The sequence below is a fragment of the Acinetobacter sp. L-24 genome, from assembly GCF_056857555.1.
The window spans coordinates 320,127-340,138 of sequence record NZ_JBSXNI010000044.1; the positions used below are offsets into that span (position 1 = coordinate 320,127).

Annotated in this window: 13 protein-coding genes; 4 read left to right on the top strand and 9 right to left on the bottom strand. The window is 43.9% G+C overall.

The features are described from left to right. Positions 1–33: 33 nt before the first annotated feature. The 6 genes from AC13CK_RS13150 to pilG form a co-directional block, all read right to left on the bottom strand. The gene (locus AC13CK_RS13150) at positions 34–492 is read right to left on the bottom strand and encodes a hypothetical protein (protein ID WP_425878733.1); all 459 of its coding nucleotides are present in this window, start codon (positions 490–492) and stop codon (positions 34–36) included. Between the two features lie 3 nt (positions 493–495). Continuing rightward, a complete protein-coding gene (locus tag AC13CK_RS13155) occupies positions 496–4,947 on the bottom strand; it encodes a hybrid sensor histidine kinase/response regulator (protein WP_425878731.1) in 4,452 nt (1,483 codons plus the stop codon). Positions 4,948–5,114: 167 nt separating this feature from the next. Next, positions 5,115–7,187, bottom strand: coding sequence for a methyl-accepting chemotaxis protein (locus tag AC13CK_RS13160; RefSeq protein ID WP_005106253.1), 2,073 nt, complete (start codon positions 7,185–7,187; stop codon positions 5,115–5,117). A 46-nt stretch (positions 7,188–7,233) separates the two neighbouring features. After that, positions 7,234–7,770, bottom strand: a complete 537-nt coding sequence (locus AC13CK_RS13165) for a chemotaxis protein CheW (RefSeq protein WP_004280709.1) — start codon at positions 7,768–7,770, stop codon at positions 7,234–7,236. A 5-nt stretch (positions 7,771–7,775) separates the two neighbouring features. Further along, the gene (locus tag AC13CK_RS13170) at positions 7,776–8,144 is read right to left on the bottom strand and encodes a response regulator (protein ID WP_004280710.1); all 369 of its coding nucleotides are present in this window, start codon (positions 8,142–8,144) and stop codon (positions 7,776–7,778) included. 25 nt (positions 8,145–8,169) lie between these two features. Then, on the bottom strand, positions 8,170–8,553 hold the full coding sequence (gene pilG / locus AC13CK_RS13175) for a twitching motility response regulator PilG (protein ID WP_004280711.1): 384 nt from the start codon (positions 8,551–8,553) through the stop codon (positions 8,170–8,172). A gap of 286 nt (positions 8,554–8,839) precedes the next feature. Between pilG and AC13CK_RS13180 the strand changes: the two genes are divergently transcribed. The 4 genes from AC13CK_RS13180 to AC13CK_RS13195 all read left to right on the top strand — a co-directional run bounded on the left by AC13CK_RS13180 (position 8,840) and on the right by AC13CK_RS13195 (position 15,613). Continuing rightward, on the top strand, positions 8,840–9,487 hold the full coding sequence (locus tag AC13CK_RS13180; RefSeq protein WP_425878959.1) for a hypothetical protein: 648 nt from the start codon (positions 8,840–8,842) through the stop codon (positions 9,485–9,487). Positions 9,488–9,538: 51 nt separating this feature from the next. Further along, complete coding sequence (locus AC13CK_RS13185; protein ID WP_364482127.1) at positions 9,539–10,666, top strand: efflux RND transporter periplasmic adaptor subunit; 1,128 nt, start codon at positions 9,539–9,541, stop codon at positions 10,664–10,666. Positions 10,667–10,690: 24 nt separating this feature from the next. Continuing rightward, positions 10,691–13,798: an efflux RND transporter permease subunit gene (locus AC13CK_RS13190; protein ID WP_044111486.1), complete on the top strand. Its 3,108-nt coding sequence runs from the start codon at positions 10,691–10,693 to the stop codon at positions 13,796–13,798. A 96-nt stretch (positions 13,799–13,894) separates the two neighbouring features. After that, the gene (locus AC13CK_RS13195) at positions 13,895–15,613 is read left to right on the top strand and encodes a proline--tRNA ligase (RefSeq protein ID WP_044111484.1); all 1,719 of its coding nucleotides are present in this window, start codon (positions 13,895–13,897) and stop codon (positions 15,611–15,613) included. A gap of 53 nt (positions 15,614–15,666) precedes the next feature. On the opposite strand, the gene AC13CK_RS13200 is transcribed toward AC13CK_RS13195, so the two are convergent. Genes AC13CK_RS13200 through AC13CK_RS13210 form a run of 3 tightly spaced genes read right to left on the bottom strand, consistent with a single transcriptional unit; the run spans position 15,667 to position 20,009 of the window. After that, complete coding sequence (locus AC13CK_RS13200) at positions 15,667–16,950, bottom strand: hypothetical protein (RefSeq protein WP_005106243.1); 1,284 nt, start codon at positions 16,948–16,950, stop codon at positions 15,667–15,669. 17 nt (positions 16,951–16,967) lie between these two features. Beyond that, positions 16,968–19,253, bottom strand: coding sequence for a hypothetical protein (locus AC13CK_RS13205; RefSeq protein ID WP_425878726.1), 2,286 nt, complete (start codon positions 19,251–19,253; stop codon positions 16,968–16,970). Between the two features lie 33 nt (positions 19,254–19,286). After that, positions 19,287–20,009: a hypothetical protein gene (locus AC13CK_RS13210; RefSeq protein WP_425878724.1), complete on the bottom strand. Its 723-nt coding sequence runs from the start codon at positions 20,007–20,009 to the stop codon at positions 19,287–19,289. Between the last annotated feature and the right edge of the window lie 3 nt (positions 20,010–20,012).

Sequence of the window (20,012 nt, forward strand, 5' to 3'; positions counted from 1 at the left end):
ATGGAGTTCCTTTTTTATATTTTATAGCCTGGATTACAGCCCGATTGTAGCCTGAATATTGGTCATATTCGGAATATGGAACAGCTGTTCGTTCATGCGCACATATTGAAAGATGGCAGGATCATTCACCGGCTGATCGACATCGACCACTTCGGAAATACGAATCCGGATGGTTTTCGGCATTTCATTACACATCAGGGCAAAGCGCTGAGTAATTTCATCCCCCTCAATCACCAGTGCCACCCCATTTTGACGTGACGGATCATTCACTGCATAGACCGGTAACTGTGCCTCATGCCATTCTACAGTTTTGACCTGAGTATTGCTATCCAGTGCTGACAGGACAATGTTTTGTGGCAATAACATCGGATCTTTGCCATGACAATCAATAATATAGGCATCAACAAATCCGGTCGATACCGTAATCAAATGCTGAAGTTCCTGCTGGCTAATCTGATCAGCCATTTTATTGCTTGAATTGGTCTGACTCATATATTACCTCTGTTTTTCAGCAATCAGTTGCTGGATATTGGCCAACAGTTCCGCTTCCTGGAACGGTTTACCCATATAATGTGTTACACCTAGGCTGAATGCACGTTCACGATGCTTCTCACCGGTACGTGAGGTAATCATGATAATCGGCAAGTCACGGTGAATATCATGGTGACGAACCAGATTGGTCACTTCGAAACCGTCCATACGTGGCATTTCGATATCCAGCAACATCAGATCCGGTCTGACGTTTTCAAGCTGCTCGATCGCATCCACACCATCTTTGGCAGTGACAATATCATAGCCTTGACGTTCAAGCAGACGCGACGTCACTTTACGTACAGTCACCGAGTCATCGACAATCATCACCAGACGACGTGCATTTGAATTACGCGAACCATCACGCTGATCATTCAGCTGTTTGACACGCTGTGTCGCCTGAATCTGGCGGGCAACATTCTGTCCATCGAGAATCAGACAGACCTGACCATCACCCAGAATCGTGGCACCGGCCACTACCCCGACGTTGGCAAACTGCTGTCCAATCGGTTTTACTACAATCTGCGCTCGTGAACCGACCAACTGATCGACCAGCAAGGCAATGGTTTGACCACTATTACCTTTAATCAACAGCACCGGCAATGAATGACCAACATTATTCAGACGTGGAATCGGCTGGTTGCCAACAAACTCAGACAGATAACGCAGCTTATAGTTTGCGCCATCGATCTTGAAATAGTCATCTTTACTGTTGAAATAGCTTTCCAATGTGGTCGGTGCAATACGCACAATTCGGTCAATCTGCGCCAGAGAAATCGCATATTGCTGATCGCCCACTTTCACCATCAAGGCATCGCTGACCGCTACGGTCGTCGGTACGCGAATCGTAAAGACCGTACCCTTGCCCAGTTCCGAGCTCACTGACACATGGCCGCCCAGTGATTTGATCTCGCTTTGTACCACATCCAGACCGACACCACGACCAGAAATCTGGGTCACTGCTTTCGCGGTACTGAAACCAGGATGGAAGATAAATTGCAGGATTTCTTCCTGATCAATGACTTGATCCGCTTTGATTAGATCCAGACTCAGCGCTTTTTCACGAATCTTCTCCGCATCGATCCCCTTACCATCATCACTAAAGGACACAATTACATCGGTTCCCTGACGGCTGATGTTCAAGACAATAGAACCGACTTCCGGCTTGTTCAGTGCGATACGATCTGCAGTATCTTCCAGACCATGGTCAATCGCGTTACGCAGCATATGCTCAAATGGGGTGACCAGACGCTCGAGAATGTTACGATCCAGTTCACCTTCGGTATTCTGTACGATCAGTTCTGCAGGACGGTTCAAGGTGGTCGAGGTTTGACGCACGATACGCTGTAAACGCGGCAACATCCGATCAAATGGAACCAGACGGGTACGCATCAGGCTTTCCTGAATCTCGGCCTGAATACGGGATTGTTGCAATAACAGACCTTCAGTTTCGCGAATCTTGTCGGCCAGTGTACTCTTGAAGTCGACCAAATCTGATGCAGATTCTGCCAGTGATTTAGACAGCTGGTTGAGCGACGAATACTGGTCCATTTCCAGCGGGTCAAAGTCAGCATAGCGCGAGTTCTCTGAACCGTGTTTGGCAATAATCTGTGATTCCAGCTCGCCTTCCATTCGACGTAACTGATCTGCAAGACGCTTGATCGCCAATTCCATCTCGTTCAAGGTATTGCCCAGCTGGCCCAAGTCCATCTCGATACGCGAACGGTTAATCGAGTTCTCACCGGACAGGTCAATCATCTTCTCGACCAGATCAGCAGAGATACGGATCATCTCGTTATTGCTATCGCTGGTGCCGCTATTCGCCCACTCACCCATCATCTGTGGCGGCTCAGTACCATCACCTTCAACAAAGCCGAAGTCGGTACTGACCACCAGATTATCTGTTTTCGCCAGACGCTCAGGCAATTGCGCAGTAACATCCACATAAGCAATCTTTTTCAGACTGCTGTGCAGCGGCTCAAAACCGTTATAGTCACGCTGGAAAATCGCCTGTCTTAACCAGACCAGCGTTTTCTGCAATAAGCCATCATAGGCATTCGAGTTAAATTGATAGACCGCAAACTGTTCGAAAGTTGTTTCCAGCTCATAGGCGATACTGGCCACTTCTTCAACATCAATCATACGTGCACCACCCTTGATACTGTGGGCAGCACGCTGTAATTGCAGCAATAAACTACGGTCACTACGCTGATCAAACCATTGATTGAGGAGTTTCTCGGCATTCGCCAGAATCTCTTCGGATTCTTCAAGGAAAGATTCTTCAACAATCGATTTCAGTTCGTCTTCTTCAGAGCGTTCTACTGGTGTGTCTTCAGTGGCCTCAGGAGATTCCAAGATTTCCAGTAATTCTTCAGCTTCAGCCAGATCAGTTGCAGGCTGTTCAGTCGTTGCTGACTCTTCAAGTTGCGGTTCAGGAATTGATGTCGCTTCGACCTCTGTAACTTTAACTCCAGTGTTCGCGCTCTCCACAGCAGCAACAGCTTGTCCAGAAACCAATGCCTGAATATTTTGCAGAATCGCAATCGCTTCTGGTGCAGGATAATCAATACCGTCTTCCCGAATAGATTGAATACGATCGGAAATGTTGTCCTGAACCAGACGAATAATCTGGATTAAAGCAGGTGTCACGGCAATTTGCTGACGGATCACCCGCTCATAAATACTTTCCAGTTCATGCGCAATCAAACCGATATGCGATGCTGCGATCATGTTTGCACCACCTTTTAAGGTATGCAAATGACGCATCAGATTATTCAGCGAGGTTGTATCGTCCTGTTTTTTGCTCCAGGTATTTAGATCTTCATCAATGCCTGCCAGCAATTCATCCGCTTCTTCCAGGAAGATACTTAGTAATTCTTCATCAAAATCACGGTTGGTTTCAGCACTTTGCTGCTGCTGACGATCCGCAGCGATGCGTTGGCTCAAGCCAGCAAAATCGACACTGCCAGTCGCGACAGTTTCAGCCACCTGTGTGGCCTCTGAGCTTAGCTCAAAATTCTGATTGGTATTATCTTCAGCAAATATTTCCAGATCCTGCTGCACAAATGCAGACAGTTCACTGAGTATTTTTTGAATTTCATCATTCAGAATGACGCGCTGTCCTGCGGCCAAGGTATCAAATAAATGAATAAATTCCTGATGCGCCTGTGCGAACAGTTCATAAGCATAATCGCTGTTTAGCAGCACTGGCTTTTCAAGCAGCGCATCATAAGCCGATTTCAGATCGGCAGTGAATTCATGAATTCCCTGCGCTGCCCGGCTTTCTGTATGTGCCAGCAATTCCGCAGCCTGCTGGCTGAGTGCCTGAATATATTCCGGATAATCGACTTGGGCGCGTTTATCAAATTCAAACTCGGCATCCAATAACAGATCAATATCCAGCTCAACCAGTTTGGACACCAAGCCTTGCGTCTGAATACTATTGGTTTCAGTAACTGCAAAGCCATAATCATTCCAGACACGCTCAAAGGTGGCATATACCGCATCCAGTTTTGCAGTGTTGCCCTGACGTAGCAAATGCAGATAGTCACTGACAAACTCGGCATACTGAATCAGTAAAGCAGTTTCTTTTGAGGTTGAGACAATTTCATCTTGCAGCAGGGTTTTGAACAGATGCTCTACTTTAGAGCTGGCCTCAAAAATCTGGTCAATCTGCGCCATGGATGAACTGCCGCGCAAAGTATGAATCGCACGAATCAGCGCATTATAATCTTGTGATTTTTCATCTTCAGTGCGAAGGAAGGTAGCAATCGTATCCAGATGCTCTTCTGCTTCTTCAATAAAGATCGCTACAGTTTCTTCGATATCACTGCGAACCGGTACTTCTACTGGCGCTATTGTTAGCTCAACTTCACTTGGCTCATTGTCTGCAAGCTCAAGACCTGTCATCTGACCTTCAGCGGTCAAATGATCTGCCAATGCCAGTAATTCTTCCAATGCAGGTTCAGGCGAAATTTGTTGTTGTAATTGTTGTCCCAACAGCACCATTGGACGCAGATCGAGATCCAATTGCTGTACATGTTTGAATTTTGGATATAAAGCATATTGATAGACATTCAGTACCGCTTGGGCAAATTTCTGTACCGTCGGTGTTAGCTGAATCGAACCGGACAAAACCCGGTTTAAGGTATCTTCAACCGCCCAGGCCATTTCCCCTGCCGATTTTGCCCCGACCATGCGGCCTGAACCTTTCAGGGTGTGAAAATGGCGGCGAATGGTCTTCAGATTTTCTTGATGATCTGGATTGCTCAACCATTCTGGAAATAAAGCATTTAACTCAACGAAGATCTCTTCGATTTCCTCAACAAAAATTTCAAGAATTTCTGCATCTTGGTCAAGATAACTATCTTCAGGAAGCGTTGTCGTTTCAACTAAATTTTTTAATATTTCTTTCATAGCTCATGCTTCTTACGTTATGCCGCCAAGAAGGGCGCTCAAACTTAATTGTGACCGTCACGCGATACCTAACGTATGAAGTTAAGTACATCTTGTCGAGGCTTTATCTGTATTTTCTGAATGTGTCTCAACCGCGGTCAAGACACATTTCCCCATCATGTCTGACTTTATTCTGGTAGTTTAAAGTCAGATACAGATTCACGTAATGCATCGGCCATGTTTGCCAGTTCAGATACTGAACGTGCTGTATCGAAGGTTGCACTGGTGGTTTGCGAGGTAATTTCCTGTACGACATTCATCGTGGTCGCAATATGACCTGCAGATGCTGACTGTAGTTTCGCAGCATCAGAAATGTTCGCAATCAGTTTCGCCAGGTTGTTCGATACCGTTTGAATCTCATCTAGTGCTACACCGGCATCTTTAGACAAGTTCGCACCACGTACAACTTCCGATGTAGTTTGTTCCATCGAAATAACGGCTTCGTTGGTATCCGTTTGAATGGTTTTTACCAGGCCTTCAATCTGCTTAGTTGCAGAAGCTGAACGTTCCGCAAGACGCTGTACTTCATCGGCTACGACCGCGAAACCACGACCTGCTTCACCGGCCATCGACGCCTGAATCGCTGCGTTTAATGCCAGAATGTTCGTCTGGTCGGCAATATCGTTAATCAAGGCTACGATGTTACCAATTTCCTGAGAAGATTCACCCAAACGTTTAATACGTTTTGAAGTTTCCTGAATCTGTTCACGAATCGTGTCCATACCCTCAATTGAGCGATGTACAACATCTGCACCGTTTGCAGCAATTTGTACTGAACGCTCTGCTACCACTGCTGATTCATCGGCGTTGGCAGATACCTGGTCAATCGACAGTGCCATTTCGTTAATCGCTGCAGAAGCACCGGCAATTTCTTGTGCCTGATGCTCAGATGCTTCAGCTAACTGGTTGGTAATGCTTTGTGTAGTCGCGGTGTATTGCGCAACTTCTTGTGAAGTTTCAGTAATACGCGATACCAGGTCACGTAACTGATCGATCGCAAAGTTAATCGAGTCGGCAATCGCACCAGTAAAGTCTTCAGATACTGTTGCATATGAACGCAAGTCACCATCTGCAAGATCGGCAATCTCATCCAGTAAGCGCAAAATCGCATTCTGGTTACGGTCATACTCTTCTTGTAAACGGCCTACACGCTGCTTATCCGACAAGCCACGCAGAGAAAGCAACTTGAATACACACAGCAAGAAACCGACTAATAATGCGATCAGAAGGACTGCCGGAACAACCGTTTTAAGACCTGAGTTACCCGATAATTTATTCAGGTTGTCCAAAAGCACATCAGATTGAGAAAAAATAGATGCGGCTGCCTGACGAACTTTTACGATCTGTGTAGAGTTTTTCAGAATAATCGCTGATGCAGATTCCAGTACGTCATCATATTCAGCCTTGATGCCTTCCAGAGATTCACGCAGGGTTGGATCAGCAATACGCTGTACACCCAGTTCAGCAGAACCATTTAACTGTGCATTCAGATAAGAACCAAAAGTTTCGGTATCGGCACTGAAGTCATCCGCAGATTCACGTGAACCATCATTACCTGTCAGTACCAAACTGATTGAACGTAAGATACGTTCTGCAATGAATACCTGGTTTTTGGCAATAACCACCTGGTTCGATGGCATATCTTGACGTGCCATCTGGTCGACCATCAAGTTATATTCCGCCTGAATCCCCGGAATCGCTTCACCAATCGCGATGTTGGTGTCGTATAACTGGTTAATAATCTTTTGTTGCGAGGTAATCAGATCAATACTGCTGGATACTTCTGTCCACTGTTTATCAACAGCTTGCAACGCATCATTGTTAGAGTGAATACTTTTAACTGTCTCAAGATTTTCAGCAAAAGCTTTTTGCGAGTCAGTGAGGTTCTTCATGGCCTCAGGCGTACCCGAAGCTGTCGCTTCAGTCGCTTGGCGCGAAATCGTTTGCGAGAGGAGACGCAAATCACCCAGACTTTGAGTGAGTTCGTTGGTACGTGGAACACTATAAAAAAGATACAATAAAGTGATCAGTGCGGCTAAAAGACAGCCTGCTGCTCCATAGATCAGCGGTTTTGATTTCTCACTATCACCGAAGACACGTGATAACTGATCTACTTGCGTTTGAATCTTAGCTAAAAAAGCATTACCGCCTTTGCGGCCAGTGCTCTCACCTGTATTTTTCTTTTTAAGTTTAAAGCCCATGCAGCCTCTCCCCGGTTGACGCCTTGCTTAGTTTCGAGCGCGACATTTAATTTATAAATTTTATAGATGCGTTCATAAATTTTGGATTTTGCAACAGACGACTGAATAAAAACACATGCCACTGCTGGTTGTGCTGATGGAAAAACCCCTGACAATATTCTTGTAAGTTTTTATCCAATTCAGATTTCTTCGAAAAGAAACTTTTCTTATTGAAATGTTGTATACCCAAAACTTGATCTACGACCAAACCCACATACTGGTCATTATGGTTGATACATAATACTTTTTGAGTCGGTGAAAATTGACTGCTTTGCCCTGATACGTACTGCGTCAGATCAGAAACCGATAACAGTCTTCCCCGGATATTCGCCAGACCCAACACCCATGCTTGCGTCTTGGGTACCGGCGTATATTCTGGGGGATAAATCACTTCTGATACTTCCCCCAGCGGGGCAACAAAATATTGCCCCATCATCTCAAAAGCAATGCCCGACCATCGGTTAACTTCATTGCCATTGGAAACGTAGTTTTTATTCCCCCGTTTCGCAATGCGAAGCAATTCGATAAATCCATTTGCTGCCATAGAGCTTATCCTGCATTGAGGTGCTGCTTAATTACATCTATTAATTGTTTTTCATCGACTGGTTTTGTTAGATAATCCGCTGCGCCTTGACGCTTGCCCCATACACGGTCAGTGGCCTGATCCTTAGTACTCACAATCACGATTGGAATATGTTTGGTCGTTGCACCACGTGCAATCTGGCGGGTCGCCTGAAAACCATTCACGCCCGGCATAACCACATCCATCAGGACTAGGTCCGGCAATTCTGCCTGTGCCATGGTGACGCCATCTGCGCCATTGGCTGCTTCAATCACCTCAAAGCCGTGTTTAGAAAGAATCTCTCTAAAGCGAAAAGTTTCTGTCGGTGAGTCATCCACAATTAGGATACGTGCCATGCCAATTCCCCAAAAAAATCAAATATTAAGCACTAATATGGTTACGGATTGCATTGAGCAATTCATCTTTACTAAAAGGTTTGGTCAGGTATTCATCTGAACCCACGACACGACCTTTGGCCTGATCAAATAAGCCATCTTTACTTGATAGCATAATCACAGGAATATTCTGGTAATTCTGAGAGTTTTTGATTAAGGCGCAGGTTTGGTAACCATCTAGGCGCGGCATCATAATATCTACAAAAACGATATCTGGATTTGCTTCGGCAATTTTTGACAAAGCCTCAAAACCGTCTACTGCAGTAATGACCTCATAACCTTCGCGTTGAAGAAGAGTTTCCGCAGTACGACGAATGGTCTTTGAGTCATCAATAACCATAATTTTTAGATTTTGGAATTTATCGTCCATTTGTTTAACCCTTCCCATTTTAGAAACTATATGCCATAAGGCTCATAGGATTATTTTATTACGATCGATAAACATTTTTAACATAAAGTCACTTGTATTATCAATGAACATTTTCTACACAAGTAGACAAAATCATTTATTTTTAATAACAGCTTCACATTTTCTTATCGTTATTGGTTTTTTTTTGACTAACGGTAGTTTTTTATTGATAAATTTAAGTCTAATATAACAAGATTATTACTTTAAAATAAGTAATTTAGTCAACTTTAAATTCGGGGAGCCAATGATGAGTCAGTTTTTAAGAAAACTTGCTGTCATTGATCAAAATAAAATGACTGGTCAATTCATTGTTGTTGTGCTGCTACTGTTACAGGTGAGCTTAACGTGCGCGAGTAGCAACCAACTCCCGCAAAAAGCCACCTGGTATCGTTATTATGACAGCAAGGGTGTGGCCAATATCAGTACTAACGTCACACCAAATCATATCCGTTATGGTTATGAAGCACTTGACCAGAATATGCAGGTCATTAAACGTGCGCGTCCTTATAATGCCGAAGCGGATATCAGACAGGCGCCACAGCGTGCTCAACAGGCTAAGCGGATTGCCGAAGATCATAAACTCAAGCGTGCTTATAGCAATAGCCAGACCGCTTTACAGAAAAAAAACGATAGCCTGGTCCAGTTAAAAAAACAGATTGATTTTCAGCAAGAACAAATGAAGCAACTGCAAAAAGATCGGGTCATGTTCGTACGTCAGGAACGTGAATATTTACGTAAAGGTAAAACCACACCGGCACATCTAAAAACCATGCTAGACAACAACCAGAAAAATCTCGTTTCCCAAAAAGAAAATATTCAGTCTTTACAAAGTCGCTATCGAAATCTGGAAGCAGAATACGACAAAATTATCGCCCGTTTAAAAGCACTTGAATAAATACAAATAGCTGGTTGTGGTTTTGATTCACAGCCAGCTAAAAGGACTCTTATGCAAACTGCACAGCATTCTCATGATTTAAATATGCCTTCCCCGCGCTCTATCCTGATCATGAGTGCACTTTGCTTAAATATGTTTTTAGTGGCTTGTGATAAAAATGAACCCGTCCAGCAAACCGAAATACCCAAATCCATTGAAGTCATTCCTCAAGATCTAGTTGCAGTTCAATCTGGCAATTCAGTTCAAAAAACTGCATTCACCGGCACCATTCGTGCAGTCAATCAAAGCAGCATACAAGCACAGGTCTCTGCTACTGCCACCAGCGTAAACGCGCAGGTAGGTCAAACAGTTGTCAAGGAACAAGTGCTGGTACGCCTGAATAATCAGGACAATGCAGCCCGTCTGGCACAGGCACGTGCGAATCTGGCCTCAACTCAAGCGCAAGCCAATCAGGCCCGCAATATGATGCAGCGTAAAAAGCGCCTGCTCGATCAGGGTTTTATTTCAAAAGTAGAATATGAACAAAGTCAGGTGGACTATCAGGCACAGCTGGAAAATGTTCGTGCCCAGCAAGCCAATGTTGATATTGCCCAGAAAGCAGATCGTGATGGCATCATGACCAGCCCGATCAGTGGCGTGATTACCCAACGTCAGGTCGAACCGGGTCAAACCGTGGCGATTGGACAAACCCTGTTTGAAATTGTCGATCCAAAACGATTGGAAATTCAGGCACGCGTACCCAGTGATCTGCAATCAGACTTAAGACTGGGCAGTCAAGTCGAATACAGCATTCAAGGGAATCCAAATCGGCTCACTGCCGTAATTAGCCGGATTTCCCCAATTGCAGATCAGGCCAGTCGTCAGATCGAATTCTTTGCCAAGCCGAATGAAACCATTCCCTCGCTAAGTATCGGCTCCTTTGTCGAAGGCAACATTCTGAGTCCACAACAGATTTCTGGCCAGCTGATTCCATTAGATACTGTTCAAGACATTCAGAATAAACCTTATGTCTGGGTAATTCGCCAGAATAAAATTATCAAGGTCAACATACAGGTTTTGGAACAGCGTTATAGCGATAACATTGCTGTGGTTCAAGGACTGGAAAATGGTGATCAGGTCAGCCGGGTGAAGTTTAGCGAAGCTGATCTGCAAAAAACTGTCACCCTTCGCGCCAACTAAAGCCATTCACACAGGATCATTGATATGTGGTTTACCCGAATTAGTGTGAAGTATCCGGTTTTTACCATCATGATGATGTTCTGCCTGATGGTGCTGGGGCTGGCTTCATGGCAGCGGATGGGCGTTGAAGAATTCCCTGATGTCGATTTCCCTTTTGTGGTGATTTATACCAACTATCCGGGTGCTTCTCCGGAAACGGTTGAATCGGAAATTACCAAAAAACTTGAAGATCAGATCAATACCATTTCCGGTTTAAAACAGGTCATTTCCCAGTCCAGTGAAGGCCTGTCCATCATCACCACTGAATTTAATCTGGATGTGACATCTACCACAGCAGCTCAGGACGTGCGGGATAAAATCGCTTCTGTAACTGCTGAATTTCGTGATGAGATTCAGGAGCCGATTGTCGAACGTTATGACCCGACGGCGAATGCGGTGATGTCGATCGTATTTGAATCCGACAATATGGATGTAAAAGCGCTCAGTTCTTATCTGGATCAGCGGATTGTGCCACAACTGCGCACAGTCCCTGGGGTGGGAACGGTCAATCTGCTTGGTGATGCGCAGCGCCAGATTCGGATTCAGGTGGAACCGCAAAAACTGCAAGCCTTTGGCATTGGTGTAGATAGCGTGATCAATACCTTAAAGGCCGAAAATATTGAAGTCCCGGGGGGGACGCTTAAATCGGGTAATTCGGAACTGGTCATTGAAATCAATTCCAAAGTGCTGCATCCCCTTGCTTTTGGCGATCTGGTCATTGCCAATAAAAACGGCATACCAATTTTCCTCAGACAAGTGGCTAATATTCAAGACAGTCAGGCAGAGCTGGAATCCGCAGCTTTTCTGAATGGCAAAACTGCAGTAGCGATTGATATTTTGCGTAGTTCAGATGCAAACGTCATCGAAGTAGTAGACAAGAGCTACGCAACTTTAGAAAGTATTGAGGCGCAGCTTCCACAAGGCACTACTTTACAAGTAGTGGTAGATTCCTCCAAAAGTATCCGCGGCACCATTGGCGATGTAGCCCGCACCATTATTGAAGGTGCGGTACTGGCCGTGCTGATAGTCCTACTTTTTCTGGGTTCTTTCCGTTCAACTGTGATTACCGGTTTGACTCTGCCCATTGCACTCTTGGGCACGCTGACCTTTATCTGGGCCTTTGGCTTTAGCATCAATATGATGACTTTGCTGGCGCTGTCCTTGAGTATTGGTCTGTTGATCGATGATGCGATTGTGGTGCGTGAAAATATTGTCCGGCATGCCGATATGGGCAAAGATCATGTCACTGCCGCGCTCGATGGCACCAAAGAAATTGGCTTAGCCGTACTGGCCACGACATTGACCATTGTTGCCGTATTCCTGCCTGTTGCCTTTATGGGCGGAATTATTGGCCGTTTCTTCTACCAGTTCGGGGTCACGGTAAGTATGGCCGTTCTGATCTCGATGTTTGTCAGCTTTACCCTGGACCCGATGCTCTCAGCACATTGGGCAGAAAAGAAAAAAGATCCAAACAAAAAACCAGGTCGGGTGAAACATTTCTTTAGCTGGATCTCCGGCAAGCTGGACAATCTAAGCCATGTCTATGAAAAATTATTAAAACTGGCCTTGCGCTTCAGATTGATTACCTTAATGATTGCTGCGGCTTCATTATTTGGTGCTTTGGGTTTATCCAAGCTGATTGGTACAGAATTTGTACCGGTTCCGGATAAAGGCGAAATCCGGATCAAGTTTGAAACACCGGTCGATTCATCGCTTGAATATTCACAAGCCAAACTGCAGCAGGTGGATCAGATTATTCGTCAGCATCCGGATGTCAAAGCCACTTATGGGGTGATTAATGGCGCAACTGACCGCGGTAAAAACCATGTCAGTTTACGGGTGACTGTAACGCCGCGTACCGAACGTGAAAAGACCCTGAATGACCTGAATAATGAATTCCGCCAGCGTCTACAATCGGTTGCAGGAATCAGCATTACCTCGGTGGCATCCGCCGATGAAACCGTTTCTGGTGGCCAGAAGCCAATCATGATTTCGATCAAAGGCCCGGATCTGGATGAACTGCAAAAAATTTCTGATCGCTTTATGACGGAAATGGCGAAAATTAATGGCATTGTCGATCTGGAAACTTCATTAAAAGAACCCAAGCCAACTCTTGATGTACAGATTAATCGCGTCTTGGCCAGTGATTTAGGTTTATCAGTCAATCAGATTGCCAATGTAGTGCGTCCGCTGATTGCCGGTGATGATGTCACGACCTGGCAGGATGAAAAAGGTGAAACCTATGATGTGAATCTGCGCCTGACCGAAGACCAGCGCAGCTTGCCTAGCGATTTACAGAATATGTATATCACCTCAAATAAAACCGATGCCAATAATCAACCAATTCTGGTTCCGCTTTCGAGCGTGGCCAAATTTGAAGAAAAACTCGGTGCCTCGCAGATTAATCGACGTGATCTGGCACGTGAAGTTCTGGTCGAGGCCAATACTTCAGGACGTCCTGCAGGCGACATCGGGATGGATATCAGCCGCTTGCAAGAAAATTTCGATATGCCACCGGGTTATAGTTTCGACACTCAAGGCTCCAATGCCGACATGGCAGAATCCGCAGGTTATGCACTGACTGCGATTACCCTGTCGATTGTCTTTATCTATATTGTGCTCGGTTCGCAGTTCAACAGTTTTATTCATCCTGCAGCAATTATGGCCTCACTGCCATTGTCGCTGATTGGCGTGTTTCTGGCCTTATTCCTGTTTAATTCCACCATGAATCTATTTTCGATTATCGGCATTATCATGCTGATGGGACTGGTGACCAAGAATGCGATTCTGCTGATCGACTTCATCAAGAAGGCCATGGACCGCGGTGAAGACCGTTATGATGCAATTATTGCCGCTGGTAAAACCCGTTTGCGTCCTATTCTGATGACCACCAGTGCCATGGTCATGGGCATGGTGCCACTTTCCCTAGGGCTAGGTGAAGGTGGCGAACAAAGTGCACCGATGGCGCATGCGGTGATTGGTGGCGTGATTACCTCTACCCTGCTGACCTTGGTGGTGGTGCCGGTGATCTTTACTTACCTGGATGACTTTAAGAATTTTATACTGCGTCAGGCACGTAAAATCATGGCATAATTTAATGCAATACAATGAGGTGACATTCCCAAATGCTCACCTCATTTTTTATTGTATAATCCCTGCTTTAACGCTTAATTTTTTAGGACAGTTTCCATGCGCGCGAGTCGCTTTTTATTTGCAACGTTAAGAGAAACCCCGAACGATGCTGAGGTTATTTCCCATCAGCTGATGCTTCGTGCCGGTATGATTCGTAAGTTGGCTTCAGGTCTATACACCTGGTTGCCGATGGGCGTTCGCGTATTAAATAAAGTTGAAGCGATCGTTCGCGAAGAAATGGATAAAGTCGGTTCACTTCAGGTCTATATGCCGGTGACTCAACCTGCATCTTTATGGGAAGAATCAAGTCGTTATGTACAATACGGTCCTGAACTTTTACGCTTCAACGACCGCCATGGCAACCCATTTGTTTTGGGCCCAACGCATGAAGAAGTGATCACTGATCTTGCACGTAACGAATTAAAAAGCTACAAGCAATTGCCTGCAAACTTTTACCAAGTACAAACCAAATTCCGTGACGAAATTCGTCCACGTTTTGGCGTAATGCGTTCACGTGAATTCATCATGAAAGATGCCTACTCTTTCCATGCCAATCAGGAATCACTGCAACAAACTTACGACGACATGTATGCAGCCTACTGCAAAATCTTCACCCGTCTTGGTTTAGATTTCCGTCCAGTACAAGCAGATACTGGCTCAATCGGTGGTTCAGGTTCTCACGAATTCCACGTGCTGGCTTCAAGCGGTGAAGATGATATCGCCTTCTCGACTGAATCTGACTATGCAGCCAATATTGAAATGGCAGAAGCAGTACTTGTCGGTGAGCGTGCGGCACCTACACAAGAACTCAAACTGGTAGATACACCAAATCAAAAAACCATTGCAGATGTATCAGCATTCTTGGGTACCAATCCTGCTCATTCAGTAAAAGCCTTATTGGTTCAAGGTGTTGCGACTGAAGAAGGTCAAGATGTACCTGTGGTTGCATTATTCCTTCGTGGCGATCACGAACTGAATGAAATTAAAGCTGAAAAACATCCTTTAATTGCTGCGCCTTTGACATTTGCTACTGAAGAACAACTTCAAGCACTTGGCTTAACTGCTGGCTTTGTCGGTCCTCAAGGTCTGGTCGAAAAAGGTATCACCGTCATTGTTGATCGTGCAGCATCGGTATTGTCTGACTTTGTTGCAGGTGCAAATGCAGCAGATCAACACGCAACAGGTGTAAACTGGGAACGTGATGCACAGTTCACTGAAGTTTATGACCTACGTAACGTGGTTGAAGGCGATCCATCTCCAGATGGTAAAGGTACGCTTCAAATCAAACGTGGTATTGAAGTGGGTCATATCTTCCAGTTGGGTCAAAAATATTCTGAAGCTTTGGGCTGTAAAGTCTTGGGTGAAGATGGCAAACCGTTCACTGTGACAATGGGTTGTTATGGTATTGGCGTGACGCGTGTGGTGGCTTCTGCAATCGAGCAGAACTTTGATGAGAAAGGCATTATCTGGCCAACTGCCATTGCACCGTTTGAAGTTGCCATTGTGCCGATGAATGCGCACAAATCTCCAAGAACTATGGAAGCTGCGGAAGCACTCTATGCTGAATTGCAAGCTGCAGGTTTTGACGTGTTACTCGATGACCGTAATGAACGTCCGGGCGTGAAATTCTCTGATCTTGAGCTTACAGGTATTCCACATCGTATTGTGATTGGTGAAAAAGGCTTGGATGCAGGTACTTTTGAATATAAAGGCCGCCGCGATGCTGAATCAGTAAATATTTCGAAAGAAGAATTATTGGCAAAAATTGCTAAATAATTTTGCTTTCTTATAAAAAATCCCGCGTAATGCGGGATTTTTTATAACTAAACTTAGCAGAATTTATGTCCACCAAAGCAGTTCGGTTTAAAGTTCTGGCCTTGTAAAGTTAAATTAGTAAGAGGGAAATCAAGTAGCGCAGGATTTTTAATTTCCTTTACATCAAGTGCACTTCCTAGCACACAACCAAAAACCAGACTTCCACAATCTCGCACATTAGTGGTTAAATCATGGTTAATTCCTGCAATAGTTTGCTTTAAAACAGCATCTGAAATTGGCACACTATATGAAGGTGAAATACTTCCTAAATCCACTTCATCTTCCATTGCCAGCCACCACCCTTGTTTTGCTGCGACTGCTGCACCAGGCCATAAAATGCTTTGGGATTGCAAGGAGAGTGAAGCTGGATTATTTAAATATAAAGCATGAATAAGTCCGAGATTTTGTTTAACGGTAATGTCTGTCTGTAGCCCGGTTAAGTAGCCTGTAATATCTTTATCTAATTTTAATGCTCCATCCAATAATTCTGCTTTTAATGGTCCTTTAAAATCAATACGACCTACTGTCCCTGTCCCTTTTAGTACAACTTCTTTCATTCTTGTTCCTGACACTATCGTAGCAGGAATAGTAAAAGGTGCTGTTGTAGAATTTAACTGGAAAGCATAATTGCTAGATGTGTAATGTAAATCCAGAGGTAATGGTTGACCTAATATAGTGCCTTTTACCGTGCCCTCAATATTCATTCCAGTTGCAGCATAATCCATAACACGAGGAGCGGTTGTTGCAACTCCTGATGAAGATTTTGTTTTCATATAACCACTGAAACTGTTAATACCATTTGGTGTAGCACTATTTTCTGTCCCCATTGTCAATAGACCTGAAATCTTTTCCGCACTTAAACGGAAACCTAAAACTTCACGTGTAGATGCCTGATTTGGATTTTTTATGGCAAATTGTACAAATGGATTAGTAATCAGAGCTGAAGTCGCGGCACGATCCGCGCCATTCGTAGGATTACCACTTAAGGCAATATGATCAATATCAATATCACAGCCGGTTGCACCATTAACACCGCCACACCCGAGTTGTAGCTTTTTTATATTGGCATTAATTTCCATCTCGGCTTCCAAGCCTAATTTATAAAATGAGATATTACTCTGGTCATAAGTAGCTCCTAGATTATCCATCTGGTTAAATCCAGACTGAACCTCCATTGACAATAAAGCCTGCCCATTGACTTCTGAGAGCTCTTGGTCTTCCAATGAGGTTAATGCAGATACCTGGCCACTTAGGCCCATCATAGCTACCACTAGACTTTTTAATATTATTTTTTTCATTTTTCTCATCCTGATTTTTAACGTGGTGTGATTCCCATCGTGCTACGAATGGTTCCACCAGTCAGTGCAATACTTGCCATGTTTTGCATATTGCCATTGGTCGCCATGGCAAAATTGGTTTTAAATGGTGTTGCAATATTATTTTCATAATTGAGTTTGACCTGATTATCCAAAGTCACTGTATCTGCACTGACACGAACTTTTGCTTTGACACCCAAATGACCTTCCATCCGGTTAAAGTTAATTGACGAAGTTTTTAATACCCCGGCTGAATCAATATCTTCATTGGCAATACTAAAATAGCTGCCCAGATTATCTTTATTTGCAGTTTCTTCTGCGGTAAGGGGTCTAAACTTAAAATTTGCATCAAATGACAGGAAGTTGGTATCTGGTGAATCGCTGGTCGGATCCACTCCTGGAATGATGAGGAGCTCGCCGTTTCCATCAAGTTTAAAAGCAATATTAGTCAGGACATCATCACGTTTAGAAAAATTATCATGAGGCACATAGCTTCCGCATTTAGTGACCGATGCATTGGTACAATTATATTTAGATCCTGGTAATTGACCAATCGCAAGCTCAGCTTTAGCTCCAATCAGCAGTTTATCGGCACGAATATAAATACCTTCATCTTTATAACTAATAATCCCTTCCGACTTGATCAAAGCATCGATATTCCTAAAACCGGCATAATAGTTAACTGCCTCACCATGATCGCCATTTTTACCATCAATCAATATAATCGAGGTTGTGCTTGGCAAACCGGTTTTCTTGTCAATTCCATAGCCTTCTGTAGATGCCATAATGTTATACGCAATTGCTTGCTTATTGTCTGTTCCATAAGTCGTTCCAGACAACGCAACATTGGCATTTAAATTATAAATAGGAATACCGATTCCCCATGAACCACCATCGCCATCAATTTCCGCTAAAGAGTTATCTGATATGAAACGTGCTTTAGCAGCAATGGACTGAAAATCCATGCCACGTACGGCGATATAGGCAAAATCCTCTCCATTCGTGGTGGTACTGAGTGTCTGTTTAAGTACAGTGCTACTACTACCTAAAGTCTTTTGCATATTTTCATTGATTATGAAATCGAGACTTTTTGCAGTAATGGTATTTATATATATATTTCCAAAGTCGATATAAGCATTTTTACCATGTAAGGATCCGTCAGCATTACGTGTAGTCAAGGGTCTGAGCTTGGAAAATTGCACAGCATGACTTCCCTTACCGGTATGACCAATCTCAAGTGTTGTAGGTGCCATAGTTGCTGGAAGCCCGGTACTATTAGTACCTGTAAAATCTGCAGACAAGCCTAGATTCAACCCACCTTCTCCGACCAGGCCACTGTAACCTGTTGCAGCTTTGTCCTGACGTTCTAGTACACCATTCACCTTGTTACTAACATCAAAAGTACCTATCTGGGTTTGATCTGCACTCATGGATAATCTTGCGTTAGTGACTGCACCCGAAGCTCCTAAACGCATAATATTTTTGCGTTCATTATTTGGCGTATTATAACGCAGGTCAATATTAACCCCTGGATTGGTCGGATTAACCCGGCCAGCCGCGATATCAGTAATATCTTCAGCACGCTTTAGATCCACATAATGATCTTGACTGCCATTTCGTGTGGTGAGTACCACGCCTTCATCCGGGTCAATGTACATATATCCTTGACCCGCGAAGTTAAAGTTAAAGTCATTCAAAATCAGACTATTTTCGCCTAATTTATGACTGATCGTGGCATTTTTAAGTTGAAAATCGATACTGGCAATTGAATCTTTATTAAATAGACCTGCACTGGTTTGTAATAGCACACTAAGCGGTGTAGAGGTACTCATCCCTAATGCACCCAAAGTTTGATTAGATTGAGTACCCGTAGTCCGAATACTATTCGCAGATTGACTACATGGATTGGTCGTACAGGCGATCTTTACCAATTTTAAATCTGCAGTGGCTTGAAACGGTGAAACACTTGCAGCTAGCCGAAGTCCTGCCCCTTGTGAAGTGGCACCTACATCTATTTCAAGTTGACTAATGATTGGTTTATTATCTTTTCCAATAATCTCAACATTATGTAGACCTAAACCCATTTTAGTGTTGGCAGTTGGATTTGGATCATACCAATTGGCTTGAGCAATACTGGCTTTAGAAATTTCATGAGTAATCACCATACCATCTTGTCCAGTGACTTCACTCAATTCTTGCTCTTCAATAGTTTCAAGTGCATAACCTTGTTGTATAAGACACATGCATACTGTTAGCAATTTCAACTTTATTGTTGTTTTTTTCATTTATATATCCTTATGCTGTACTTGACGTTGTTACTAACAACGACTTTGTGCTCCACCTGTACAGTTATAACCAAATATTTTCAAATTGCCTGACGTATGCAGATTTCCATGAACGTTCAACCCCATAAATCCTTTTTCAGCACCTTTATCAAATGAAGGAACATCTTGGGGCGCGGTTGTATAAGTTCCATCGGCATTATAGGTACGCCCTGTATACGTACTATAAACACCTGTATTGGCATAACCTTCCAAGGCGCCAGCACCTGTACCCGTTTCAATGGAAACTGTATTAAAGCCTAAATTACGGATCTTTAAAGGCTGGTGATCATAAAAGGTAATTTGCATCGCCGTTTGTGGTTCATTACGATGATTAATGATGGTTGTTCCATCGATCGAAAACTTATCAATCTGAATCGTGCCTTGAATGCCTTTAAAGACTAACCACTTTTTATTTCCATTGGTATCGACATGGTTATTCGGCGCTATTGCCAGACGGCAAAATTGTTTTGTTGCTCCACAAGCGGTGGGATCTAGAACATAAAATACTTCTAGCGGGTTGCCACTTCCATCAAGCCGAGAAATTTTATCTTTACTTAAATCTGTCGCATAAACATGGTTTAAAGATAAAGTCCAGTTAAGATCAGCTCCACCCTGCCCCACTGTATTGGTTAGTGCTTGCTGATCAAGGGCTTCCAATCCGGCAAGACTGGCCATAGAAGTACATAATAATGCACAGAGTGTTACTAATTTGGACATTCT

Bases quoted from the DNA above. Each gene is read 5' to 3' on its own strand.
- AC13CK_RS13180 (WP_425878959.1), top strand. From the start codon at position 8,840: ATGAGTCAGTTTTTAAGAAAACTTGCTGTCATTGATCAAAATAAAATG.
- AC13CK_RS13200 (WP_005106243.1), bottom strand. From the start codon at position 16,950: ATGAAAAAAATAATATTAAAAAGTCTAGTGGTAGCTATGATGGGCCTA.
- AC13CK_RS13205 (WP_425878726.1), bottom strand. From the start codon at position 19,253: ATGAAAAAAACAACAATAAAGTTGAAATTGCTAACAGTATGCATGTGT.
- AC13CK_RS13190 (WP_044111486.1), top strand. From the start codon at position 10,691: ATGTGGTTTACCCGAATTAGTGTGAAGTATCCGGTTTTTACCATCATG.
- AC13CK_RS13165 (WP_004280709.1), bottom strand. From the start codon at position 7,770: ATGGCAGCAAATGGATTTATCGAATTGCTTCGCATTGCGAAACGGGGG.
- AC13CK_RS13160 (WP_005106253.1), bottom strand. From the start codon at position 7,187: ATGGGCTTTAAACTTAAAAAGAAAAATACAGGTGAGAGCACTGGCCGC.
- AC13CK_RS13185 (WP_364482127.1), top strand. From the start codon at position 9,539: ATGCAAACTGCACAGCATTCTCATGATTTAAATATGCCTTCCCCGCGC.
- AC13CK_RS13210 (WP_425878724.1), bottom strand. From the start codon at position 20,009: ATGTCCAAATTAGTAACACTCTGTGCATTATTATGTACTTCTATGGCC.
- pilG (WP_004280711.1), bottom strand. From the start codon at position 8,553: ATGGACGATAAATTCCAAAATCTAAAAATTATGGTTATTGATGACTCA.
- AC13CK_RS13195 (WP_044111484.1), top strand. From the start codon at position 13,895: ATGCGCGCGAGTCGCTTTTTATTTGCAACGTTAAGAGAAACCCCGAAC.
- AC13CK_RS13150 (WP_425878733.1), bottom strand. From the start codon at position 492: ATGAGTCAGACCAATTCAAGCAATAAAATGGCTGATCAGATTAGCCAG.
- AC13CK_RS13170 (WP_004280710.1), bottom strand. From the start codon at position 8,144: ATGGCACGTATCCTAATTGTGGATGACTCACCGACAGAAACTTTTCGC.
- AC13CK_RS13155 (WP_425878731.1), bottom strand. From the start codon at position 4,947: ATGAAAGAAATATTAAAAAATTTAGTTGAAACGACAACGCTTCCTGAA.